The sequence below is a fragment of the Bradyrhizobium cenepequi genome, from assembly GCF_020329485.1.
Classification (GTDB): domain Bacteria; phylum Pseudomonadota; class Alphaproteobacteria; order Rhizobiales; family Xanthobacteraceae; genus Bradyrhizobium; species Bradyrhizobium cenepequi.
The window spans coordinates 85,311-107,678 of sequence record NZ_JAGKJI010000003.1 but is presented as its reverse complement, the minus strand read 5'-3'; the positions used below and the strand labels follow the sequence as shown (position 1 = coordinate 107,678).

19 protein-coding genes and 1 pseudogene are annotated in these 22,368 nt (G+C 63.3%); 10 read left to right on the top strand and 10 right to left on the bottom strand.

Annotated elements, in window-relative coordinates:
• The first annotated feature begins 9 nt into the window (after positions 1-9).
• Positions 10-831, top strand: coding sequence for an FAD binding domain-containing protein (locus J6497_RS05970; protein ID WP_225703319.1), 822 nt, complete (start codon positions 10-12; stop codon positions 829-831).
• A complete protein-coding gene (locus J6497_RS05965) occupies positions 828-3,554 on the top strand; it encodes a molybdopterin-dependent oxidoreductase (protein ID WP_225703318.1) in 2,727 nt (908 codons plus the stop codon). Before J6497_RS05970 ends, J6497_RS05965 begins: the two co-directional genes overlap by 4 nt.
• A gap of 309 nt (positions 3,555-3,863) precedes the next feature.
• On the opposite strand, the gene pucL is transcribed toward J6497_RS05965, so the two are convergent.
• The 5 genes from pucL to J6497_RS05940 all read right to left on the bottom strand — a co-directional run bounded on the left by pucL (position 3,864) and on the right by J6497_RS05940 (position 7,683).
• Positions 3,864-4,706: a factor-independent urate hydroxylase gene (gene pucL, locus J6497_RS05960; RefSeq protein WP_225703317.1), complete on the bottom strand. Its 843-nt coding sequence runs from the start codon at positions 4,704-4,706 to the stop codon at positions 3,864-3,866.
• 326 nt (positions 4,707-5,032) lie between these two features.
• A complete protein-coding gene (uraD, locus tag J6497_RS05955) occupies positions 5,033-5,917 on the bottom strand; it encodes a 2-oxo-4-hydroxy-4-carboxy-5-ureidoimidazoline decarboxylase (protein ID WP_225703316.1) in 885 nt (294 codons plus the stop codon).
• Between the two features lie 4 nt (positions 5,918-5,921).
• A complete protein-coding gene (gene puuE, locus J6497_RS05950; protein ID WP_225703315.1) occupies positions 5,922-6,860 on the bottom strand; it encodes an allantoinase PuuE in 939 nt (312 codons plus the stop codon).
• Positions 6,857-7,273: a DUF3830 family protein gene (locus tag J6497_RS05945; RefSeq protein ID WP_225703314.1), complete on the bottom strand. Its 417-nt coding sequence runs from the start codon at positions 7,271-7,273 to the stop codon at positions 6,857-6,859. Before J6497_RS05945 ends, puuE begins: the two co-directional genes overlap by 4 nt.
• 107 nt (positions 7,274-7,380) lie before the next feature.
• The gene (locus J6497_RS05940) at positions 7,381-7,683 is read right to left on the bottom strand and encodes a hypothetical protein (protein ID WP_225703313.1); all 303 of its coding nucleotides are present in this window, start codon (positions 7,681-7,683) and stop codon (positions 7,381-7,383) included.
• A gap of 234 nt (positions 7,684-7,917) precedes the next feature.
• Here J6497_RS05940 and J6497_RS05935 point away from each other — a divergent pair, with 234 nt between their 5' ends.
• Together J6497_RS05935 and J6497_RS05930 are read left to right on the top strand one after the other, a co-directional pair.
• Positions 7,918-8,151, top strand: coding sequence for a hypothetical protein (locus J6497_RS05935; RefSeq protein WP_225703312.1), 234 nt, complete (start codon positions 7,918-7,920; stop codon positions 8,149-8,151).
• Between the two features lie 95 nt (positions 8,152-8,246).
• Positions 8,247-8,981: an SDR family NAD(P)-dependent oxidoreductase gene (locus J6497_RS05930; RefSeq protein WP_225703311.1), complete on the top strand. Its 735-nt coding sequence runs from the start codon at positions 8,247-8,249 to the stop codon at positions 8,979-8,981.
• On the opposite strand, the gene J6497_RS05925 is transcribed toward J6497_RS05930, so the two are convergent.
• Positions 8,974-9,849, bottom strand: coding sequence for an aldose 1-epimerase family protein (locus J6497_RS05925; RefSeq protein WP_225703310.1), 876 nt, complete (start codon positions 9,847-9,849; stop codon positions 8,974-8,976). The two genes, J6497_RS05930 and J6497_RS05925, sit on opposite strands and share 8 nt — an antisense overlap.
• Positions 9,850-10,009: 160 nt before the next feature.
• Between J6497_RS05925 and J6497_RS05920 the strand changes: the two genes are divergently transcribed.
• The 4 genes and pseudogenes from J6497_RS05920 to J6497_RS05905 all read left to right on the top strand — a co-directional run bounded on the left by J6497_RS05920 (position 10,010) and on the right by J6497_RS05905 (position 15,098).
• Positions 10,010-11,563 carry an ABC transporter substrate-binding protein gene (locus J6497_RS05920; protein ID WP_225703309.1) on the top strand — a complete coding sequence of 518 codons (1,554 nt, stop codon included), beginning with the start codon at positions 10,010-10,012 and terminating at the stop codon, positions 11,561-11,563.
• Positions 11,564-11,886: 323 nt separating this feature from the next.
• The gene (locus tag J6497_RS05915) at positions 11,887-12,708 is read left to right on the top strand and encodes a CHAD domain-containing protein (RefSeq protein WP_225703308.1); all 822 of its coding nucleotides are present in this window, start codon (positions 11,887-11,889) and stop codon (positions 12,706-12,708) included.
• A 123-nt stretch (positions 12,709-12,831) separates the two neighbouring features.
• A pseudogene (locus J6497_RS05910) lies at positions 12,832-14,073 on the top strand (SulP family inorganic anion transporter); the annotation flags it as partial.
• A 263-nt stretch (positions 14,074-14,336) separates the two neighbouring features.
• On the top strand, positions 14,337-15,098 hold the full coding sequence (locus tag J6497_RS05905) for an SDR family NAD(P)-dependent oxidoreductase (RefSeq protein WP_225703307.1): 762 nt from the start codon (positions 14,337-14,339) through the stop codon (positions 15,096-15,098).
• 133 nt (positions 15,099-15,231) lie between these two features.
• Here J6497_RS05905 and J6497_RS05900 read toward each other — a convergent pair whose 3' ends face one another.
• The gene (locus tag J6497_RS05900) at positions 15,232-15,591 is read right to left on the bottom strand and encodes a hypothetical protein (protein ID WP_376708167.1); all 360 of its coding nucleotides are present in this window, start codon (positions 15,589-15,591) and stop codon (positions 15,232-15,234) included.
• 98 nt (positions 15,592-15,689) lie between these two features.
• Positions 15,690-16,274, bottom strand: coding sequence for a TetR/AcrR family transcriptional regulator (locus J6497_RS05895; protein WP_225703305.1), 585 nt, complete (start codon positions 16,272-16,274; stop codon positions 15,690-15,692).
• A 261-nt stretch (positions 16,275-16,535) separates the two neighbouring features.
• Here J6497_RS05895 and J6497_RS05890 point away from each other — a divergent pair, with 261 nt between their 5' ends.
• Both J6497_RS05890 and J6497_RS05885 read left to right on the top strand, forming a co-directional pair.
• Complete coding sequence (locus tag J6497_RS05890) at positions 16,536-17,738, top strand: HlyD family secretion protein (protein ID WP_225703304.1); 1,203 nt, start codon at positions 16,536-16,538, stop codon at positions 17,736-17,738.
• Positions 17,739-17,742: 4 nt separating this feature from the next.
• Positions 17,743-19,347 (top strand): DHA2 family efflux MFS transporter permease subunit, encoded by a 1,605-nt coding sequence (locus J6497_RS05885; RefSeq protein WP_225703303.1) that lies wholly within the window; start codon positions 17,743-17,745, stop codon positions 19,345-19,347.
• A 54-nt stretch (positions 19,348-19,401) separates the two neighbouring features.
• Here J6497_RS05885 and J6497_RS05880 read toward each other — a convergent pair whose 3' ends face one another.
• Positions 19,402-20,085 carry an endonuclease/exonuclease/phosphatase family protein gene (locus J6497_RS05880; RefSeq protein WP_225703302.1) on the bottom strand — a complete coding sequence of 228 codons (684 nt, stop codon included), beginning with the start codon at positions 20,083-20,085 and terminating at the stop codon, positions 19,402-19,404.
• Complete coding sequence (locus J6497_RS05875) at positions 20,082-22,217, bottom strand: VTT domain-containing protein (RefSeq protein ID WP_225703301.1); 2,136 nt, start codon at positions 22,215-22,217, stop codon at positions 20,082-20,084. Before J6497_RS05875 ends, J6497_RS05880 begins: the two co-directional genes overlap by 4 nt.
• Positions 22,218-22,368 lie beyond the last annotated feature (151 nt).

The window sequence follows — 22,368 nt, the reverse complement described above, 5'->3', positions numbered from 1 at the left end:
AGCCTATCGATGGACTTGAACACGATTACAGAGGTCGCCCATCCGAAATCCCGGGCGCATCTGCCTGCTTGGACGGCAGGCGATGCTTGGCTCGCGGGAGGCACATGGCTGTTCTCGGAGCCGCAGGCGCACTTGAGGCGGCTGATCGATCTCACCGATCTGAAATGGCCGGCGCTGACGATCGGCGACGACAACCTCACGATCGCCGCTACCTGCACCGTGGCGCAGCTCGACGGCTTCGCCTGCCCGCCCGACTGGATCGCCTCGCCGCTGATCAACCAGTGTTGCCGCTCGTTCCTCGCCTCCTTCAAGATCTGGAAGACCGCAACCGTCGGTGGCAACATCTGCATGTCACTGCCGGCGGGGCCGATGATCTCTCTCACCTCGGCACTCGACGGCATCGGCACGATCTGGCAGGCCGATGGCGGCGAGCGCAAGATCCCCATCATCGAGTTCGTCACCGGCAATCAGCAGAACGTGCTTAAGCCCGGCGATCTGCTGCGGCAGATCGATGTCCCGCTCGCGGCGTTGAAGCGTCGTTCTGCGTTTCGCCAGATCTCGCTGACGCCGGTCGGCCGCTCGGCGGCGCTCCTGATCGGAACCGTCGACAACGACGGTGACTTTGCGTTGACCGTGACGGCCTCGACGACACGGCCACTCAAGCTCTTCTTTGCCACGATTCCCGAGCAGGAGGAATTGCGCGAGACGATCATGCGGCGCATCCCGGACAATCTCTATCACACCGACATCCACGGCAAACCCACCTGGCGCAAGCACATGACGCTGCGGCTCGCGGAGGAGATCCGCGCTGAACTCAGGGCGCAGCCATGACGTTCGACATCAACGGCAGGACATTCTCGGAAACGCCGCGGGCCGGACAATGCCTGCGCACCTTCCTGCGCGAGCTCGGGCATTTCGGCGTCAAGAAAGGCTGCGACGCCGGCGATTGCGGCGCCTGCACCGTGCTGCTCGATGGCGAGCCGGTGCATAGCTGCCTGATTCCGGCGTTCCGCGCCGAAGGGCATTCGGTCACCACCATCGAAGGCTTTGCACCTGACGGCGGCACCCATCCGCTGCAGCAGGCCTTCCTCGACGCGCAGGGATTCCAGTGCGGGTTCTGCACCGCCGGAATGATCCTGACCTGTGCATCGCTGAACCAGGCGCAGCAGCAGGATCTCGGCGTCGCGCTGAAAGGCAATATCTGCCGTTGCACCGGCTATCGCTCGATCAAGGACGCGCTCGACGGCAAGAGCAATATCGAGGACGCTGACGCAGGCACCGCCTTCGGCCGCAGCCTGCCAGCGCCTGCGGGACCGCTCGTGGTGCGCGGAGCAGCGCGCTACACGTTCGACACCGAGTTGGAAGGCCTGCTGCACATCAAGCTGCTGCGCTCGCCGCATCCGCACGCGAAGATCGTCTCGATCGACAAGAGCGCGGCGCTCGCGGTGCCCGGCGTGCACGCTGTGCTGACCCATGAAGACGCGCCAAGACTCCTGTTCTCGACCGCGCGGCATGAGAAGGACTGGATGGACCCGGACGACAGCCGCGTCCTCGACGACGTCGTCCGCTTCATCGGGCAGAAGGTCGCCGCCGTCGTGGCGGAGACCGAGGCCGCCGCGGAAGAAGGCTGCCGCCGCCTCAAGGTCGACTATCAGATATCGCCCGCGGTGTTCGACCCGGCGGAGGCGATCGCGCCGGGCGCGCCGGCTCTTCACGGCGACAAGACGGTCGAACATCGCATCACCAACCCCGCGCGCAACCTCGTCGCGGAGACCCATGGCGAATATGGCGACGTCGCGAAAGGTCTCGCCGAGGCCGCCGTCACCTACGAGGGGACGTTCACGACGCAGCGGGTCCAGCATGCAGCGCTGGAGACCCATGGCGGGCTTGCCTGGATCGACGGCGATGGCATCCTCAACGTCCGCTCCAGCACGCAGGTGCCGTTCCTGACCCGGCGCGGGCTGTCGCAGATCTTCGATCTGCCACCCGACAAGGTCAGGGTGTTCTGCGAGCGGGTCGGCGGCGGCTTCGGCGGCAAGCAGGAGATGTTCGTCGAGGATATTCTTGCATTGGCCGCGCTCAAGACCGGACGCCCGGTCAAGCTCGAATTCACCCGCGAGGAGCAGTTCATCGGAACGTCGACGCGGCATCCGATGCATGTTACGGTCAAGGCCGGTGCCGACAAGGACGGCAAACTCACCGCGCTACAGCTCAACGTGCTCTCCAACACCGGCGCCTACGGCAACCATGCCGGCCCGGTGCTGTTCCACGCGGTGGCGGAGTCGCTCAGCGTCTACAACTGCCTGAACAAGAAGGTCGACGCCGCTGTCGCCTACACCAACACACTGCCAGCCGGCGCCTTCCGCGGCTACGGCCTGCCGCAAGGCCTGTTCGCCGTGGAAGCGGCGATCGACGAACTGGCAAAGCAGCTTGGTATCAATCCGTTCGACTTCCGCCGCCGCAATGTCGTCAAGCCCGGCGATCCCATGCTGTCGCCGCCGCCTTCGCCATATCACGACGTGCTCTATGGCTCTTACGGGCTCGACCAGTGTCTCGATCTGGTCGAGCGTGCGCTGGCCGAGGAAACGCCGCGCCACGAACTGTCGCCGGAGTGGCTGGTCGGCGACGGCATGGCGCTGACGATGATCGACACCGTCCCGCCGGCCGGACATCTCTCCGATTCCAAAATCGCGCTGCGCGAGGATGGCGGCTTCGAGCTGACGATCGGCACCGCCGAATTCGGCAATGGCACCAGCACGGTGCACCGCCAGATCGCGGCGAGCGCGCTCGCGACGACGGTCGATCGCATCGTGCTGAAGCAATCCGACATCGCGCATGGCGGCCACGATACCGGCGCCTATGGCAGCGCCGGCATTTTTGTGGCCGGGCGCGCGACGCAGCATGCAGCGGAGAATCTTGCTGCCGCGATCAAGGCATTTGTAGCAGAATTAACCAAGAGCGATGCCGGCTCATGCCTGCTGGACAATGAAACCGCCATCTGCGGCAAGCAGCGACTGTCCTTCGCCGAGCTGGCGAAAGCGGCGAAAGCGCGCGGCAGCGCACTGGAGGCCAGCGGCGGCGCGGGCGGCACACCGCGCTCAGTTGCTTTCAACGTGCAGGGCTTCCGCGTCGCCGTGAACAAAGGCACCGGCGAAATCAGGATCTTGAAAAGCGTGCAGGCAGCCGACGCCGGCCGCGTCGCCAACCCAATGCAATGCCGCGGCCAGATCGAAGGCGGCGTCGCGCAAGCGCTCGGGGCCGCGCTTTACGAGGAACTCGTCATCGACGATGGCGGACGGGTGCTCAATCCGAGGTTCCGCGACTACCACCTGCCCTCTTATGCCGACGTGCCGCGCACGGACGTGTTCTTCGCGGAGACGTCGGATGCGGTTGGACCCATGGGCGCGAAGTCGATGAGCGAAAGTCCGTACAACCCGGTCGCCGCCGCGCTCGGCAACGCGATAGCCAACGCCACCGGCCTCCGCTTCACCAGCATGCCGTTCAAGCCGGACCGGCTATTCCCGGCGCTGCATGAGAAGTATGGGATTGCGTAAGGTGGGCAAAGCGAAGCGTGCCCACCATCAAGCGTACCGCTCGCAATGGTGGGCACGCTTACGCCGTCGCCTGTGGACAGGTCACGGCGAGTGAGTCGCTTTGCCCACCCTCCTGAATCGGCGGCGGTTCACTTCACCTCCCCCGTTTGCGGGAAAGGTCGCTGCGCCCTTGGCGCAGCGGGTGAGCGGGCTCTCTCCACACGATGACTCGTGGAGAGAGCCCCCACCCCAGCCCTCCCCCGCAAGCGGGAGAGGGAGCGCAGCGTCCATCGCGGATACGTCTTCGCTCGCAATGACGGAAGTGAGACCTCACCCCCGTCCCACCGTGCACTCGATCTGGCCGTGCGGCTCGTCGGTCGGCAGGAACACCTGGTTGTTGTTGTCGAGCCCGAAGGCGGAGAGATTCATCGGGATGAAATGCATGTTCGGGCAGGCCATGCTGATCTCGGAAATCTCTGGCACCGCGGCAAGCGCGGCCTCGCCCATCCGGTAGAGGCTGTCCTGCACGCTCGAGCTATAGGTGGTCGAGAACACTTCGAGCACGGTGTCGAGGATCTTCGCGTTCGTCGCCGGATAGCTCGCAGGCTTGCCCGACCATTTCCATGACGCCACCATGCTGGTCGCGCAGATGCGGTCGTGGGTCTCGGGAAGCGTGGTGTAGCGGTCCTTGACGTAATTCTCCCAGCCCGACTGCGTCGACTTCATGAAGGCGAAGCCGTCAACGCCCGAGGCGAGCGCCATCGGTCCGCCGCGCGTCGCGGTGAGTTCGACGGTCGGCTTGCCGTTGCCGTCGAGCACGAAACTGTGCGGGTGCGGCTTGCCACCAAAGCTCAACCTGTTCCACCTGGTCTCGTGCGACGTAATCGACACCGACGACACCTGCGGATAGGTGTCGAAATATTTCCGGGCCAAGACCCGACAGAACTCTTCCGCAGAGAGCCCGGTATTCTCGCGGGCGACGACGTTGACGACATTCTTGATGGTGTCGGTCGACACCGTGTTGGAATTGTCCGCATGCGTATAAGTGCGGGCGAAATCGCCTTCAAGCATTGCCTTGATGTTGAGCTGGCTGACCTCGTGCCGATCGCCGTCGCGATGAATGCGCATCACGCGGACGCGGCCCTTGCCGTAGCGGTTCTTGATCAGCGGCACGTGAAAGCCTCCCGTTGAGCCGGTAAAATCCGGACCGAGCGTTGCGCCCCATCCATCAATAATGAGCAACGTTTGTGCCACCGGGCAAGCTTCCGGCACGGCAAAGTGAATTGGCGTGATCCGACGCTGCCGCAATCTTCGCCATTCTTGCCGCGGGTTTCATCAACCGCGTCGCCAGGACCATGGACCGTCGCGCAATTCGTAAGGTGGGCAAAGGCGCAACTGCGCCGTGCCCACCGTCCGCTCTCAGCAAGGAATGGTGGGCACGCGGAGCCTGTCATCGGGCGCGCGTTCGCGCGACCCGTTGGCTTTGCCCACCCTACGACCTAGCTTCCGCGATAAGTCGCATAACTCCAGGGCGTGACGAGCAATGGCACGTGGAGATGGCCTTCGGGCTCGCTCACGGCAAAGCGCAACGGGATGCGGTCGAGGAACGGTGGGTCGGAGAGCGGCACCTGCCGGCCGGCAAAATAGTCGCCAACGCTGAACAGGAGCTCGTACTTTCCAATCGGCACCGGGCGGCCACCGATCAACGGCTGGTTGGTGCGGCCATCGGCATTGGTTACGGCACGCGCTACTACGCGGCTCAAGCCGAGATCGGACAGCTCGATCAATTCGACCGCGATCCCGGCGGCCGGTTTGCCACTATGCGTGTCCAGCACATGCGTGGAAAGGCGGCCCTGCACGGAAAGACGATCCTCCGCCGTCACGAGCTGATCGAGCCGGAGCGCGGCGATGCGGCAGATCTCCTCGATCGATCGCTGCATCTCGGCCGCCACGTCGTTCGGCAGCCGCCGCTCGAAATCGCGCAGGATCGAATCCCTGGTGTGGCGACGCACGCAGACGATATAGGGGAAGCCGAATTTCGAACGATAGGCATTGTTGACGCGCTCGAACGCGTCGTACTCGGCATCCGACAGGCGGTCGAGGCCAGCGGTGTTCTGCTCGGCATTGGAGTCCGCGGTGAGGCTTGCGGCGCGCTGCGTCCTGTCGGCGAGATCGGGATGCGCCTTGATCAGACCCAGCCGTAGCTCGACCGGCGCGCGATCGACCGCAGCTTTCATCGTCGTGAACAACACGTTGATGCCGGCGAACGGCCGCTGCGGCGCCGCCTGCTCAGCGATCCACGGCGAATGCTCGAAGACGTTGGCGAGCGCTGTGACGAATTCGTCACGGCTCTTGCTGTTGAGATCGGCGATTGTGATCGACATCGGCCTATCCGATGCTGAAGGCCTGTTCGGCGAGCTGTTTGTGGTTGGCGTGCCAATGCTCGGCGATCTGCAGCCGCGTCGGCACCCAGACGCGGTCGTGCTTTCCGATGTAGTCGAGGAAGCGCATCAACGCCGCGGTCCGCCCGGGACGGCCGACCAGCCGGCAATGCAGTCCAATCGACATCATCTTCGGCGAAGTTTCGCCTTCTGCATAGAGAACATCGAAGCTGTCCTTCAGATAGGTGAAGAACTGATCGCCGCCGCCAAATCCCTGCGGGTTGACGAAGCGCATGTCGTTGGCATCGAGCGTGTAGGGGATGACGAGATGCGGCTCCACGCCAGGGGCCTTGATCCAGTAAGGGAGATCGTCGGCATAGGCATCGCAGAGATACGAAAGGCCGCCCGCCTCCATCAAAAGCCTGAGCGTATTGATCGAGGACCGGCCGGTGTACCAGCCGAGCGGCCGCGCGCCGGTCGCCTCGGTGTGCACGCGGATTGCTTCCGCGATCTCGGCGCGCTCCTCGGTCTCCGACATGTCCTTGTGCTCGACCCATCTGAGACTGTGGCTCGCGATATCCCAGCCCGCCTCCTTCATCGCGGCGACGATCTCGGGGTTGCGCTTCAAGGCCATCGCAACGCCGAACACGGTGGTCGGCAATTTGCGCTCGCCGAATATGCGCCACAACCGCCAGAAACCGGCGCGCGAGCCATATTCGAACATCGATTCGATATTGGCATGGCGCTGGCCCGGCCAGGGCTGCGCCCCGAGCACATCCGACAGGAACGCCTCGGAAGCGTCATCGCCATGCAGGATGTTGTTCTCGCCGCCCTCTTCGAAATTCACCACGAACTGCACGGCGATGCGGGCATTGCCCGGCCATTTCGGATCGGGCGGGTGGCGGCCATAGCCGCGGAGATCGCGCGGATATCCTGCTTCAGTCACGATACTTCCTCGAAACGAATCTTCTGCGCGCCCTTCCAGAGCACGGTCTTGCCGAAGGCGGTGAGGTTCTCGAGCCCTGACGTCAGCGTAATGAAATGGTTGCCGGCGAGCTGGCCGACTTTGCTCGAGAAGTGCACGCCGCCATAGGCGAGCAGGATCTCGGTCTCGCTGATGCCGCCGGGATAGAGGATGATCTGGCCAGGCGCGGGATAGCTGGTGTGGTTCTCATAGGAGACGCCGAAGTCGAGATCGCCGAGCGGCATCCAGACCCCCTCGCCGCTCCAGCGGACATGGATCGCCTGGCTCTCGAACGGCATCGCCTTGCGAAACGCCGCAACCGTCTTCGGCGCCAGCGCCTCCTCAAAGCGTGCGTCGAACTTGAAGTCGCCGGCATGGACTATCAGTTTGCTCATCGATCTCTTCTCTCGAATCTCTGCTCTTGCATGGCTGAGAACGGCTCCTTGCTACCGCATTGCAGCGCGCCTCGAAAGCAAGGACCATTCCAGCGGGGAATGTCCGCTTAGTTCCTGCGATCATACGACCAGCCGAACAGGCCGCTGCGCTGCACCTCGGCCTCGGGCGGCGGCGCCTCCTTAACCTCGGCCTGCGGCGACGGTGAAGGCGGCGCCGGCAGGTTCTCGCATTTCAAGGAGTAGACCAGTTCACCTTTCGCAGTGCGGCCGATAGGTGCGCAATCGTCTGCCCGCGCGACCGAGCCTTTTGTCGCACCCTTGATCTCCTTCGGGACCAGTTGGGTCTGGGCCAGGGCCAGCGAAGAGACCGGTGATGCGACCAACAGCAGAACTGGTAAGAACTTCTTCATCGGCCTCACTCGTTGGTAATGATTTGCCTTATTGAACCGGAGGCGCACCGGCAGTCCCATGATAGCCCGAACCGCCTGTAAAGCCTGCTGAATATTTAGCCGTGACCAAGAAACGTGCTCGCCGCTTCGTGATGGGCACAACCGTTATAACCGTCAGCGCACATCGCTATCTCCCCAATTGCGCTGAGCCGCGCAGCCTCGCCGACAAGGCGTGATAAAGTCGGGAGAACCACAATGAAGACATTCCTCACCATCCTTGGGTCAGCTTTGATCATTGCATCATCGGTGCAGTTCTCTGCGGCAGCGCAGCGGCATCACCACAACAAGTCGGACCGCGTCGTGGTGCGCCAGCAGCCGCGACCCTTCAATGCCTATGCGGCCTGGCCGTCACCCGCTCCGGCACCCGAGTACTACGGCTATGCGCCGACCTACTTCACTGGTGGCTGGTCGGCGCCCGCCGGCCGCTGAGCCGATCGAGGTCGAACGTAACGAAGGCCGGCCGCGCATTGCGGCCGGCTTTTTTCGTGTAACGTTGCCCTGCAACCTTCCGAACGGAGAGAATGATGACGACAGCAACATTGCGCGGCCATGTAGCGCTCGTGACCGGAGGTTCGCGCGGCATTGGCGCGGCGATCGTGTACGCGCTGGCGGACCAAGGCGCGGCCGTGGCGATCAACTATCGCGAGCGTGCGGGCGATGCGGATGCGCTGGCGAAGGAGATCACGGCCGCGGGCGGAAAGGCGATCGCGATCGGCGCGGATGTTTCGCAGAGCACCGAGGTTGCGCGCTTGGTGCAACGCGCGACCGCCGGGCTCGGCCCGATCGACATCCTCGTCAACAATGCTGGCATCGCGATCACGCGTGGCGTCGACGATCTCATCGAAGCCGATTTCGATCAGACTATCGCCGTGAACCTGAAATCGGCGTTCCTCTGCACGCAGGCGGTGCTGACGGCGATGCGGACAAAGCAATGGGGCCGTATCGTCAACATTTCTTCGGGCGCAGCAAGAGGCGCCGGCGCGATCGGGCCGCATTATAATGCATCGAAAGCCGGCATCGAGGGATTGACGCGCGGCTATGCCGCCCGTCTCGTCAAGGAAGGCATCACGGTCAACGCGGTCGCGCCCTCCCTGATCGAGACCGACATGATGAAGGGCCAGCCTAGTCTGGTCAGCCGGATTCCGCTCGGCCGTTTCGGCACGGCCGATGAGGTCGCGCAGGCTGTCATGATGCTGATCGGCAACGCCTACATGACCGGCCAGACGGTCGCGATGAGCGGCGGCATGGCGTTCAACTAGCCACACGAATGCGATAGCTGAGCGAGCGGCTCGCGCCGGGCGCGATCTGCATCAGGCCGGGCTTGTCTGTGAACTCGCCGTCGAAATCCACCGGGCTGGCAAAGCCGTGCCACGGCTCGATGCACAGGAACGACGCGCCGCCGGGCTTTGACCAGATGCCAAGTTCGCGGAAGCCGTCCCAGGAAAATTCGATCGACGGCCCGCGATCGGCGGCATAGCGCACCGAAGTGCTCGCGAGCTGGTCAATGATCACAGCGTCATCTTCGAACAGCCGCTCCGAAAGCGCGAGCGTCCTGTCCTTGATGGGAGATGGCTGCGCATCCGGCCGCGTCAGGCCGCCCTCGGGCCGCCGGATCGGCGCGGGCTCGTCATGCGAGAAGCTCAGCTTATAGGCTTCCTTCGCGAGCCCCGGCAGGAGCGGCCACCCGAAGGCGGGATGTCCGCCGAGCGAGGCCGGCAGCGTCTCGGTGCCAGGGTTGGCGATCTCGAACGTCACTTCCAGATCGGCGCCTTGCACGGCATAGGTCACCTCCAGGCGGAAGGCGAAGGGATAGCGGGCGCGGGTCGCCTCGCTATCCACCAGCACCAGCTTGCAGGAAGCGGCCTCGCGCGAGACCCATTCAAACCGCTGATCGCGCGCGAAGCCGTGTTGCGTCATCGGATAGGTCTTCCCCTTGTGGCGAAGCTCATCATTCTTCAGCCGCCCGACGATCGGAAACAACAGCGGCGCATGCCGCGGCCATTCCGGCCCGGCCTGCCACAACAGTTCGAGCCCCTCTGCATTCTTCAGGGAACAGAGTTCGGCGCCGGCGACCTTGATCCTCGCAGTGATATCGCGGCTCGCGATGATGTGGGTGTCCGTGCTCATGTCTGGCCTCGCGGGAAAGGGCGCCTCACCCTGTATATTTTTTGGGCTGACGGTGTCGAGACTTTCATCTTGCCGCGGCAATCGCGGTTATGTGAGCCTCCCCGGAGAGCCGCTGTTCGGGGGCGAATTTGCGGCTGTTCCGATACGAGAAAGACAGGTCATGTTCAAACGGCTATTGGTTGCGTTCCTCCTCACCACCGCCAGCGTCGGTACCGCGCTGGCGCAGGAATCGCCAAGAATGGGAGGCGTGATCAACACCGTGATCCAGCCTGAACCGCCTGGCCTGATGCTGGCAATGATCCAGAACGGCCCGACGCAGATGGTGGCCGGCAACATCTTCGAGGGGCTGCTCCGCTACAGTCCGAAACTGGAGCCGCTGCCCGGCCTCGCCGAAAGCTGGACCGTCAGCCCGGACGCCAAGGTCTACACCTTCAAGCTCAAGCCGGGCGTGACCTGGCATGACGGCAAGCCGTTCACCTCCGCCGACGTGCTGTTCTCGATCGACATGTTGAAACAGACCCATGCGCGCGCTCGCAACAATTTGTTGCATGTCGAGAAGGTCGAGGCGCCCGACGACCTCACTGTCGTGTTCACGCTCAAGGAGCCGTTCGGTCCGTTCCTCGGCATTTTCGAGGTCGGCTCGATGCCGATGGTTCCGAAGCACCTCTATGCGGGCACCGACTTCAAGACCAACGCTTACAACAATGCACCGGTCGGCACCGGCCCCTTCATGTTCAAGGAGTGGAAGAAGGGCTCGTACATTCGCCTCGTCAAGAATCCGAACTACCACGAGAAGGGCAAGCCCTATCTCGATGAGATCTACTGGCAGATCATTCCCGACGCCGCGGCGCGTTCTGTGGCGTATGAGACCGGCAAAGTCGACGTGCTGCCCGGCGGCTCCGTGGAGAATTTCGACGTGCCGCGCCTGTCGAAGCTCAAGGATACCTGCGTGACCGGAGCCGGCTGGGAATTCTTCAGCCCGCTCGCCTGGCTGTGGCTCAACAACCGCCAGGGTCCGACGGCGAACAAGAAGGTGCGTCAGGCGATCATGGACGCGATCGACCGCAACTTCGCCAAGGATGTGATCTGGAACGGGCTCGGTAAGGTTGCAACCGGCCCGTCGTCCTCGGCCATCAAGTTCTATACTGACGACGTGCCGAAATATGACTTCAACCCGGCCAGGGCCAAGGCCTTGTTGAAAGAGGCCGGCTACAATGGCGAGAAGGTCCGCTTGCTGCCGCTTGCCTATGGCGAGACCTGGCAGCGCTGGGGCGAAGCGGTGAAGCAGAACCTGCAGGACGTCGGCATGAACATCGAGATGATCGCGACCGACGTGCCCGGCGGCAACCAGAAGATCAGCGATTGGGACTACGACATCGCCTTCACCTATCTCTATCAGTATGGCGATCCGGCGCTCGGCGTCGGCCGCAACTACGTCTCCACCGCCATCGCCAAAGGCCAGATGTTCAACAATGTCGAGGGATATTCCAACCCCGAAATCGACAAACTGTTCGCTGAAGGCGCGGTCGCCACGCCCGACTCCAAGCGCAAGGAGATCTACGAGAAGGCGCAGAAGATCCTGGTCGAGGACGTGCCGGTCGCCTGGATGCTGGAATTGCAGTTTCCGACCATCACGCGCTGCAAGGTGAAAAACCTCATCACCACAGCGATCGGCGTCAATGACGGCTTCCGCGACGCCTGGATTGAAAAATAACGGCTCAGTTCTACTTGCCTCACTGAGTATGACGACTTTATTCAAGCCGTCATACTCCTGTCGTCTCGCGCCCATGTGATTAGATCCGCGCCCGGCTAACGCGCCGCACGACGATCTTCGCGGGTGCGACGCGTGCTGCTTGATCTGGCGCAATGCCTGTTTGACAGCCTGCCGCCAAAAACCATTTGATCGAGGCAGGAACCGGCGGACAAGGATTCGCGGATCCCAATCGGGGACGTGAGCCACTTATGAAGCGATCGAAAAGGTCCGCGAAGGAGCGCATATTTCGCCCCAAGCGGGCTCGCCCGCAGTTGAGCGGCGAAATGCCCTGCGCGACCGTATTTCGTCTCGTTGCTTCCGCCTGTCTCGAAGACGTCAAGGCTCACCATCGCGGCGTCCGTAACGGCGATACCGTTGCGGTGCATCAAACGCGCGTGGCGCTGACCCGCCTGCGCGCGGCGATCGCCTTCTTCGAGCCGATGGTGGAGGATTCCGAATGGACGCGCCTGAAGTCCGAGCTGAAATGGCTGAACGGATATCTTGGCGCGACGCGCGACCTCGACGTGGCGATCGAGAACGCCCCGCGCGAACGGCTGTTCAGGACGGCCCGGGTCGAGAGCCAGCGACAACTACGGCGGGTACTGATGTCAGATCGCTATCGCCTCTGGTTCGAGGACATGGTCAACTGGGTCAATCATGGCCCATGGTCCGATATGAGCGGCCATCGCCTGGTGAGACTCCGGGCATCGCCAGCCTTCAAGTACCACGCACGCCGGCTCGCCGGCTGGCATGAAAAGCTCGTCAACAAGAGTCGCGGCCTGCAGGGAATGGGCAAGCGCAAACAGCACCGGGTCCGCTTGGCCAGCAAATGGCTGCGCTATGCAATCGAGTTCTCTGAAGACGTGCTGCCGAAAAACGATTTTGCGCGGTGGCGGGCAATCCTGAAGCAACTGCGCAAGGCGCAGCAGATCCTCGGCGAACTTCACGATGCCGAGGCTGCGCGGGCGCTCGTGGCAGAGCTGCAACAACGCGCCGGGACGAGCCGCGCGGGCCGCCAGCGCAAACCGCTCGAGCTGCTCGATCGCAAGGAAAAAAGCCGGCTGCTCCGGCGCGCAACGGCGGCATATCGAAAGATTGCATCCTAGGCGGGAGAAATGCGGTCAACCCCGTATTTGTCCGGGCAGGTTTGTTGATCGTGCGCATTTTCTTGCACTGCACGATTCGGCTAGTTTCCAATCAAGAAACTTCCACTCCTCCTGGTTGACAGCATGCCTGACGGTACTTCGACGGCCCACCTCTATCGCCCAAAACTCGTTACCACCCTGGGCGAAGGCTACAATCTCGATAAGCTCCGCCAGGATGCCGTTGCGGGCCTCACCGTGGCCGTGGTCGCGCTGCCGCTCTCGATGGCGATCGCGGTGGCCTCCGGGGTGACGCCGGAACGAGGGCTTTTCACCGCCATCATCGGCGGTTTCCTGGTATCCGCGCTCGGTGGAAGCCGGTTTCAGATCGGCGGACCGGCCGGCGCCTTCATCGTGCTGGTGGCGGCAACCGTCGCCCAGCTCGGCCTGAATGGTCTGTTGCTGACGGTGCTGGTGTCCGGCGTGATGCTGACCGTGGTCGGCGCGACGGGTCTCGGATCGCTGATCCGCTACATGCCGCATCCTGTGACCGTCGGCTTCACTTGCGGCATCGCGGTGACCATCTTTGCGAGCCAGATCACGGATTTGTTTGGCCTGACGCTCGCCGGTCCCGAACCGGGGCCCCTGCTTGCCAAGCTGATCGTACTCGGCCAGGCGCTTCCAACCCTGAACTGGTCCGCACTTGGCATTGGCGCAGGCACCGCCGCGGTGATCTTCGTGTTGCGGCAGTGGCGGCCGACCTGGCCGGGCATGCTGATTGCCATTGCGATCGCCTCGGTCGTAGCGCTGGTGCTGCAACTGCCGATCGAGACCATCGGCACCCGTTTCGGTGAAATCCCCCAGAGCCTGTCGGCGCCGCATGTGCCGGAGTTCTCATACGATCTCCTGCTGCAGGTCTTGCCAGCGGCGTTCTCGTTCACGCTGCTCGGCGGCGTCGAAAGCCTGCTGTCGGCAAAAGTCGCCGACAGCATGACCGGTCGTAAACACCGCTCGAACATGGAGCTGGTCGCACAAGGCATTGCCAACATTGCCTCCGCTTTGTTCGGCGGCGTCAGCGTCACCGGCACCATCGCGCGCACGGCGACCAATATCCGCGCCGGCGGCCGCAGCCCGCTGTCCGGCATGCTGCATTCCGTCTATCTCCTCCTGTTCATGCTCGTCGCAGCGCCCTTGGCGCGCTACATCCCGCTCGGGGCGCTCGCCGGCGTCCTGGTCGTGGTTTGCTGGTACATGGCGGAGAAGGAGGAGTTCGTCCGCCTGGTGAAGGACTGGCGCAGCGGCGTGGTGCTGGTGCCGACCTTCGCACTGACGATCTTCAAGGATCTCACTTTCGGCATCGTCGCAGGCTGTGTCCTCGCCGTGCTGTTCGCGAAGCTTGGGAACCCGCAAAAGGCGGAAGACGCCTAAAGCGCAATGAGATGAGGATGAATCATCATCGCGCTTTAGGTTATTGTTTGAGCATGATCTTTTCGGAAAACCGGTTTCCACTTTTCCGGATCATGCTCTAGAGGGGCCCTGAGGACCTAATCCAGACTTCAAGAGCACGTCAGTGTGTCTCGCATTGACGTGAGGTCACGTCTATATCCTCCCGCTAGTATTATCTCCGTCATTCAAAGCCAGGAGGATGAATCATGGCCAGCCCATCCGTTCTCGAACCGAGGGCCCCGCAAGGCAGCGTGTTGATCGCGGGCGTCGGCGCGTCGCAGGGGGTGGGCGCTGCGATCGCTCGCCGGTTCGCCGCGGGCGGATATCCAGTCGCAATCGCCGGCCGCAATGCCGAGAAGCTTACGGCGACCGCCGCGGAGCTTGCGGCCGCCGGCGCCAAGGTCGCCCATGTCGTCGGCGACGTCTCCAAGCCCGCCGATGTCGCGCGCTTCGTCGAGGCGGCGCAACAACAGCTCGCGCCGCTTGCGATGGCGGTGCACAATGCCGGCTCGAACCGGTGGGCGCCTTTCCTGAAGGTGACCGAGGAGCAGTTCGAGTCACATTGGCGCGAGCACGCGCTCGGCGGCTTTCACCTGGCACAGGCCGCAATCCCCGCGCTGCTTTCGCGTGGCGGCGGCACGCTGGTGTTCACAGGCGCAAGCGGCTCGCTGCGCGGCAAGGCCCATTTCGCGCCGTTTGCCGCCGCCAAGGCTGCACTGCGTGCGATGGCACAGAGCATCGCACGGGAATTCGGCCCCCAAGGCATCCATGTCGGCCATGTCGTGATCGACGGCGGCATCGAAGGTGATCGCCTCCTGACTTTTCGCCCACAATTGAAGGAGGAGCGCGGACCCGACGGCCTCCTCAACATCGCCGCGATCGCCGAGGCCTACTGGGTGCTGCATCATCAGCACCGCAGCGCCTGGACCCTTGAGCTCGACCTGCGCCCCTGGGCGGAGTCGTTTTAGCGGCCATTCGCGCTTGCAATGATCGAGGGCCGTAGCCCGGGTGAAGCGCCAGCGCAACCCCGGGCCTGGCGACGGCGCATGCAGGCGTCCCGGGTTACGCGTTCGCTCCACCCGGGCTACGCGCACAAAACCTCTACGTCATGCTGCCCGGGAGGAAGCAGCGGATCGTGATTCCCGTGCTGCCTTTCATCGGCCACACCATGGTCCGGCCGGCGCGGTTCGGCTCGGTGATCACGGCGTCGTCGGGCACCATGATCCATTGTCCCTCCAGCCGGACCCGGTAGTGCCCATCCTTCGAGTCCCAATCCGGATCAGCCACCGCGACGCCGTCGGCATCCGAGCAGCAAGGCCCGAGCCTGCTCTTCAGGCTGTCGAACCAGGGTTTGAGTGGCGAATTGGAATAACGTCCATCGTCACGGGCCATCAGGGTTCCCGTTGGAACGACGAGGAGAATTGTCAGGACCGAGATCCGAACCAGATTTATGCGCGCCATGTCTGTGCCGTGACGAGACGCCCGAGCCCGACTTTGACAAGCCGGGAACCCCGGATGAAGTTCCACCCATGGACCCAATTGAGACAGGTCTCCACAGGTCAGCCACGGACGGCGCATCCCTCGAGGAACAGAGATGCACAGGCCTCGGCGCGACGCTCGAGTTGGGCGCGATCAGGCGACGCCTGACGACCGAACACCACCGCGCGTTGTGGCTCGAAGACGAGCATGCCAAGCAGCATACCAGCTGCCGTCTCCGGATCGATCTGCCGAAGCGTGATCAGACCGCGCTCGTGTTGCGTCCGCAGCCAATTTGCCAGCGTGGACACCGTTCGCCGCATCGCAATCTTGTAAAAAGTCTCGGCGATATCGGGAAATCTATCGCTGTCGGCGAGGATGAGACGCTGCAGTGCAATCACCTCGCTATCCAGGATTAGCTCGGCGCAGGCAACGCAAGCCTCACGTAGCGCGCCTTTGATGTTGCTGCCGTCGCAGGCGCGCAGCCGCACGCCCGAAACGAACCGGTCCATCCGGTCCGCGACCATTCCCTCGAACAGGGCCTGCTTGCCGGGAACGAGCCGGTAGAGCGTTTTCGTGGAGATGCCGGCGCGGCGCGCCACGTCGTCCATGTTGGTCGCGGCGAAACCGCTGGCGGCAAATTCGCGCCGCGCCGCCTCGTAGATCATGGTACGCGTCTCGTCATCGGAGCGTAACGGCGGCCTGCCCCGGCTGCGCCGTTCGGGTGCCGCACCGCTTTTGTCCGCTCTGCCCTGCTTTGTCGTAACCATCATGCCGCTGAGCCATGCTTTAATATGACGACTGTCATTCCATTGACAGACCCAATATGGCGCCTATTTTGGAAAACATCAAGTTTCCTAATTATCCCACGCCCGTCTGACGGAAATTGTCCAGTCTTGGCAGGGGGATAAAAAATCTGGAGGGCCGTCATGAACCAGCATTCCCCGATTCTGGAGATCGAGCGCCCGATATCGGCTGCCGAGGTGCAGCGGCTGGCACCGACGCCCGAGCCAGTCATCCCCGCCCCGAGTGCGTCGGCCTCGATCAAGGGCAAGCTGCGGCTGGTCGCTTTTGCCGGCCTCGCCATCGCCGCGCTATCGGGCGCCGCCTGGTATGGCTGGGATTACTGGACTGTCGGCCGTTTCCTCGTCTCCACCGACGACGCGTATGTCAAAGCCGATAACACCACGATCGCGCCGAAGGTCTCGGGCTATCTCAGCGCGGTGCTGGTCGGCGACAATGAGCGCGTGAAGGCCGGCCAGGTGCTGGCGCGGATCGACGAGCGCGATTTCAAAGTGGCGCTGAACCAGGCCAAGGCCGACGTCGAAGCAGCCCGTGCTGCGGTTGCCGGCAAGCGCGCGCAGCTCGATGTTCAGCAGGCGGTGATCGAGGCTGCGAAGGCGACGCTCGACGTCGACACTGCAACGCAGACCTTCGCTGCGCAGGAGAACAAGCGCTACACCGACCTCGCCACCACGGGCTATGGCAGCGTGCAGAACGCGCAACAGGCGCAATCGCGCCACACCAGCGCGCAAGCCGCGGTGCAGCGCGACATCGCCAACCTCGCTTCTTCGCGAAAACAGGTCGAACTACTGAAAGCGGAGATCGCGCAAGCCGTGGCGGCGACCGCACGTGCCGAGGCGATCGAACAACAGGCCGAGCTGAACCTCGGCTACACCACGATTACAGCGCCGATCGACGGCGTGGTCGGCAACCGCACGCTGCGCGTCGGGCAATTCGTGCAGGCCGGCACGCAATTGATGTCGCTGGTGCCCGCGACCGGCGCCTATGTGGTGGCGAATTTCAAGGAGACCCAGCTGACCTTCGTCCGCAAGGGGCAGAAGGCCGATATCTCCGTCGACATGTTCCCCGGCCAAATCGTGCACGGCCACGTCGATTCACTCGCGCCGGCCAGCGGCCAGGAATTCGCCTTGCTGCCGCCCGATAACGCCACCGGCAATTTCACCAAGGTGGTGCAGCGCATCCCCGTGAAGATCGTCCTCGACCAGACCACCGTCGCACTGCGCCCGGGCATGTCGGTGATCCCGACGATCGACACGCAGTCGCGCGGCGACGCCGTCCAGCAGCCGGTCGCAACACCGAAGCCCGCGACTTCGATTGCCCGGAGGTGACGCCATGTCGGACCTTACACTATCGGCTACAGCACCCCTGCCGCGTGCGGCCCCTGTCAATGCGGATCGCGCCAGCGCCACCGTCTGGGTCTCCGTGTTCGCCGCCATGATCGGTGCCTTCATGGCGATCCTCAACATCCAGATCACCAACGCCTCGCTGCTCAACATCGAGGGCGGCATCGGCACCGGGGTCGACAACGGCTCCTGGATCTCGACGTCGTACCTGATCGGCGAGATCGTGGTGATTCCGCTCACCGACTATCTCAGCCGCGTGTTCTCGTTCCGCAACATCATGATCGGCCATGCGACGCTGTTTGCGATCTTCTCGATCGCCTGCGCCTTCACCCATGACCTGCCGTCGATGATCGCGATGCGCGCGTTGCAGGGCTTTTTCGGCGGCGTCCTGATCCCGATGGCGTTCACGCTGGTGTTCACCAAGCTGCCCAAGGTGCAACAGCCGATCGGGCTCGCGATGTTCTCGATCGCCGTCACCTTTGCGCCGGCGATCGGACCGACCATCGGCGGCTATCTCACCGAGAACTACGGCTGGCAGACCATCTTTTTCGTCAATGTGGTGCCGACCGCAATCATGGTGACCATGCTCTATTTCACGCTGGAGCGGCAGCCGATGCAGCTCGGGCTGCTGCGCGAGGGCGACTGGCTCGGGATCGCGACCATGGCGATCGGCCTCTCGGCACTGCAGACGGTGCTGGAGGAAGGCAACAAGGACGACTGGTTCGGCTCGCCCTGCATCGTGAAGCTTGCTATTGTCGCCGCCATCAGCCTGTCGCTGTTCGTGATCATCGAACTCGTGGTGGAGAAGCCGCTGATCCGGCTGCGGCTGCTCGCCCAGCGCAGCTTCGGCTTCGGCACGATATCAGCGGTATTCGTCGGCTTTGCGCTGTTCGGCTCCGTCTATCTGCTGCCGGCCTATCTCGGCCAGGTCCAACTCTACAACGCCGAGCAGATCGGCCAGGTGCTGGCGTGGACCGGCCTGCCGCAGCTGATCCTGATCCCGCTGGTGCCGAAACTGATGCAGCGCTTCGACGCCCGTTATATCGCCTTCGTCGGGATGGCGCTGTTCGCGGCAAGCTGCTTCATGAACACCCAGATGTCGCTCAACTATGCCGGCGACCAGCTCTTCGTTCCCAACATCGTGCGCGCCATCGGCCAGGCTTTGATGCTGGCGCCGCTCAGCGCTGTAAGCCTCGGCAGCGTGGCGCCGCAGGATGCCGCGGCGGCCTCCGGCATCTCCAACATGATGCGCAATCTCGGCGGCGCGATCGGCACCGCGCTGCTTGCGACCATCGCCACCAAGCGCGAGCAGTTCCACTCCAACATCATCGGCCAGTCGGTTGATCTCGGCCGCGACGTGGTGCGCGAGCGCATCGCCGAGATGACGAACTACTTCATGGCCCATGGCATGGCCGATCCAGCCGCCGCGCGACACCAGGCCATCATCGCGCTCGGCAACATCGTCAAGCGCCAGGCGCTGGTGTTGGGATATAGCGATACATTCGCCGTGCTGGGCTTCATTCTCGTGCTCGCCGGCATCGCGATCCTCTTGACCGGCAAGCCAAAGGGCGCCACCGCCGGCGGCGCTCACTGACAGTGCATTCTCGCCCACAAGCGGGAGCGGTAAAGGGAACCCGGAATCACGCGCCTACCCACCGAATACGATGTCCGCCACGACGGGAAGATGATCCGAGTAAAGCCTCGCTTCGCGATCGGTCCAGGATTTGAGGATATCGCCGCCACGATCGACATAGATGCGATCGAGACGAAGGATCGGCAGGCGCGACGGAAAGGTTCGCAGCCGTGTCCGCACCGGACAGCATCGGACCAGCACGCGCCGCACCGACTTCACCCAGAACCAGTCATTGAAATCGCCGAGCACGATGGTTCGCGGGCCCCTGGCGAGATCAGCCAGTGCCAGCGCCTGGGCATGCCTCTCATGAATGCTCAGTCCAAGATGCGTCGCAACGACCGACACGTGACCGAGAGGCGTGTCGACCATCGCAGAGATCGCACGCCGCGGCTCGCGCTCCTGGTAGGATACGTCGGTGATGATGGGGGCGCCGATGAAGGGATAGCGGCTCAGCAGGACCTGGCCATAGTCGCCATCCTCGGTGACGATCGAACGCGCTTCCACGCGATGCGCGCCGATGACGCCGACGAGCCGCTGAAAGGGATCCTCGGTCGCACCGCGCGAATCGATCTCCTGCAGGGCCACGATATCGGGCGACCATTTTCGCAAGATCGAGCAGACGCCATCCAGATCGAACCTGCTGTTCAGGTTGAACGTGCCATGCACGTTCCACGTCATCACCCGGATCACGTCAGTCATCTGCGTCGTCCGGCGAACCAAGTGACGACGAACTGCGCCCCCAGGCAGAGCGGAATCCAGATCGCGATGATCAATCCAAGCTGCAGCGCGCTCCACCAGGAGGCATGCCTCGCAAAGTCGGCAATCTGTGCACCGAGCGCGGCCATCGCGATGATTCCCGGCGCCATCCCGAGCGCGGTTCCGATCAGGAAATCGGTCAACCTGAGACGGCTGGCGCCCGCCAGCATATTAACCACGGAGAATGGCGCCACCGGCACCATGCGGATCATCGCGATCGCGAGCACGCCCTTGCCGATGATGCGTTCCTGGACGCGCAGGGCGCGGCGTCCCAGCATCGATTGCAGGCGGTCTTGACCGAGAAAGCGCCCGATGAAGAACAGCAACGTGGCGCTCGACAGCACGCCGACGGAAGCCGCGATAAATCCCTTTATGGGCCCAAACGCGGCGGCGGTCGCGGCGATCAAGACGACGACGGGAAAGATCACGAGACCACCGACGACAAACGCAAGAACGGCCGCCGGAGGGCCGAGCGGCGACTGCGCGTATTTTCCGATCAAGCCCGCTACGTAGCCAACATCCGTATAGCTGCTGAGGAACGTGTAACGCCAGGCCAGCGTCAGCAGCGCAAGCGACGCGATGATCCCCAGGACGACTGCCATGGTCCTTGCCGTCCACGTTCGGTCCGCCGCGCGCCGCAGATCGAGTGGCTCCTTCGGATCGGCGATCGGCTGCAGGATTTCGGTGAAGGGACCGAACCGGGCATCCTCCAGATCCACTGGAAGCAGCACCTTCTCGGCGCGAGATGCCGCATGCGCATCGAGGAATTCAAGCAGGCATTCTTCGGTAACTTCGATCGTGCCTTCGCTTAACCCGCAGTGATGTGCCAACAGGCGATGACGGACACCGCGAATGAACCGGCGATGCTCGTCATTGGCGGCCTCGAAGCACACGTCGCATTCGGTATCCGCTCCCATCGAGCGATTGTTGATGTTGGACGAGCCGATCCGCAGCAATTCGTCATCGATCGTCATGAGCTTGCTGTGAACCATGACGGGAACAGCATCGTCGCCGTCTCGTGTCAGCGGGTAGAGCATGCGAAGGCGCGAGGCGACTTCGGCGCGATGAAACGGACCGACAAAGTCTCCGCGACCGCTTTGCATGGTCCGCGACTCCAGCCATGATGCGTGTCGCTTGGGAGTGACGACCAAGACGCGCAGGTCCGGTACCTCGCGCATGCGGCTCGCGAGCGCCTCGGCGATCTCGGCGGAGCTGGTGAACTGGTTCTCGATGTAGATCAGCTTCCTTGCCGCGGCGATCGACGCGTAAAACAGCCGCTCGACCTCGTGCACGGGAGGCGCAAATCTTGTTCCGAGCTCTGTCCGCGCGATGCCGAGCGGAATATTTTTGGCTTGCGGCGCGACCGAGCCCGGCCATCGCTCCGCATCGCTGACCGTGATCGGCATCGCGTGGCGGCCCGCCGCCTCCCAGCGCCTGATCGCAAGCTCGCCAAGCGCTCTTGCCGCGTCGCCATCGACCATGCACTGCACGTCGTGAAAGGGGGGATAGGCAACACCGGCGGGATCCTTGCGAAAGGAATGATGCAGCGCATGTTCGGATGTGTCCCAGCGCCTGATCGTGAGGTCGAGCCCACCGACGAAAGCAACCGAATTGTCGATCACGACGAATTTCTGGTGCTGCGCCGAGCCGAGCGGCAGGCTGGAATCCAGGCAGACGCGGATGCGGTCGGTGGGGCTGGCCAATTTCCTGGCCGAATGGCGCTCCCGCTCGCGCGCATAAAGCGCCGCAAAATCCCAGACCAGGACGTTGATATCGAGGGTGTCCCTCCGCTCGACCAGAGCCTTGAGGAATGGACCAAGCGCATCGGGCAAGCCATCGTCGGCCATGCCGGATGGCCCGACAAGCGGGGTCTCGGAGTGAATGTCCCATCCGACGATGAAGACCTGTCGCTCAGCGAGCACCAGCGCCTCGCGCAGGGCGCCAAAATACTCCGCTGCGTCGTTCAAGACGGCGACACGACCGGCGTTGCATTTTCTCCAGATGGTGTCGCCTGGAACGAGCACGGCTGGGCTGCGGAGCAGCAATATCGTTTCGGCCGATTGCACCTTTTCCATCCGAACGTTCGTCGACTCCCACCGGTCGGTTGAAACGCTCCGGCGCAAATCGGGTTCCTGCCCAGGGGAGCCTTCGGACGGTGAGCGCTGAAATTAAATTGGGCAAAATGCAGGAAACCAATCGTTTCGTGACCTGACCTTGCCAGACACT

What these genes read in the sequence shown, in the direction of transcription:
- J6497_RS05970 (WP_225703319.1), top strand. Translation starts at nt 10, where the DNA reads ATGGACTTGAACACGATTACAGAGGTCGCCCATCCGAAATCCCGGGCG.
- J6497_RS05965 (WP_225703318.1), top strand. Translation starts at nt 828, where the DNA reads ATGACGTTCGACATCAACGGCAGGACATTCTCGGAAACGCCGCGGGCC.
- uraD (WP_225703316.1), bottom strand. Translation starts at nt 5,917, where the DNA reads ATGTCGATCACAATCGCCGATCTCAACAGCAAGAGCCGTGACGAATTC.
- J6497_RS05945 (WP_225703314.1), bottom strand. Translation starts at nt 7,273, where the DNA reads ATGAGCAAACTGATAGTCCATGCCGGCGACTTCAAGTTCGACGCACGC.
- J6497_RS05940 (WP_225703313.1), bottom strand. Translation starts at nt 7,683, where the DNA reads ATGAAGAAGTTCTTACCAGTTCTGCTGTTGGTCGCATCACCGGTCTCT.
- J6497_RS05935 (WP_225703312.1), top strand. Translation starts at nt 7,918, where the DNA reads ATGAAGACATTCCTCACCATCCTTGGGTCAGCTTTGATCATTGCATCA.
- J6497_RS05930 (WP_225703311.1), top strand. Translation starts at nt 8,247, where the DNA reads ATGACGACAGCAACATTGCGCGGCCATGTAGCGCTCGTGACCGGAGGT.
- J6497_RS05925 (WP_225703310.1), bottom strand. Translation starts at nt 9,849, where the DNA reads ATGAGCACGGACACCCACATCATCGCGAGCCGCGATATCACTGCGAGG.
- J6497_RS05920 (WP_225703309.1), top strand. Translation starts at nt 10,010, where the DNA reads ATGTTCAAACGGCTATTGGTTGCGTTCCTCCTCACCACCGCCAGCGTC.
- J6497_RS05915 (WP_225703308.1), top strand. Translation starts at nt 11,887, where the DNA reads ATGCCCTGCGCGACCGTATTTCGTCTCGTTGCTTCCGCCTGTCTCGAA.
- J6497_RS05905 (WP_225703307.1), top strand. Translation starts at nt 14,337, where the DNA reads ATGGCCAGCCCATCCGTTCTCGAACCGAGGGCCCCGCAAGGCAGCGTG.
- J6497_RS05900 (WP_376708167.1), bottom strand. Translation starts at nt 15,591, where the DNA reads ATGGCGCGCATAAATCTGGTTCGGATCTCGGTCCTGACAATTCTCCTC.
- J6497_RS05895 (WP_225703305.1), bottom strand. Translation starts at nt 16,274, where the DNA reads ATGATCTACGAGGCGGCGCGGCGCGAATTTGCCGCCAGCGGTTTCGCC.
- J6497_RS05890 (WP_225703304.1), top strand. Translation starts at nt 16,536, where the DNA reads ATGAACCAGCATTCCCCGATTCTGGAGATCGAGCGCCCGATATCGGCT.
- J6497_RS05885 (WP_225703303.1), top strand. Translation starts at nt 17,743, where the DNA reads ATGTCGGACCTTACACTATCGGCTACAGCACCCCTGCCGCGTGCGGCC.
- J6497_RS05880 (WP_225703302.1), bottom strand. Translation starts at nt 20,085, where the DNA reads ATGACTGACGTGATCCGGGTGATGACGTGGAACGTGCATGGCACGTTC.
- J6497_RS05875 (WP_225703301.1), bottom strand. Translation starts at nt 22,217, where the DNA reads ATGGAAAAGGTGCAATCGGCCGAAACGATATTGCTGCTCCGCAGCCCA.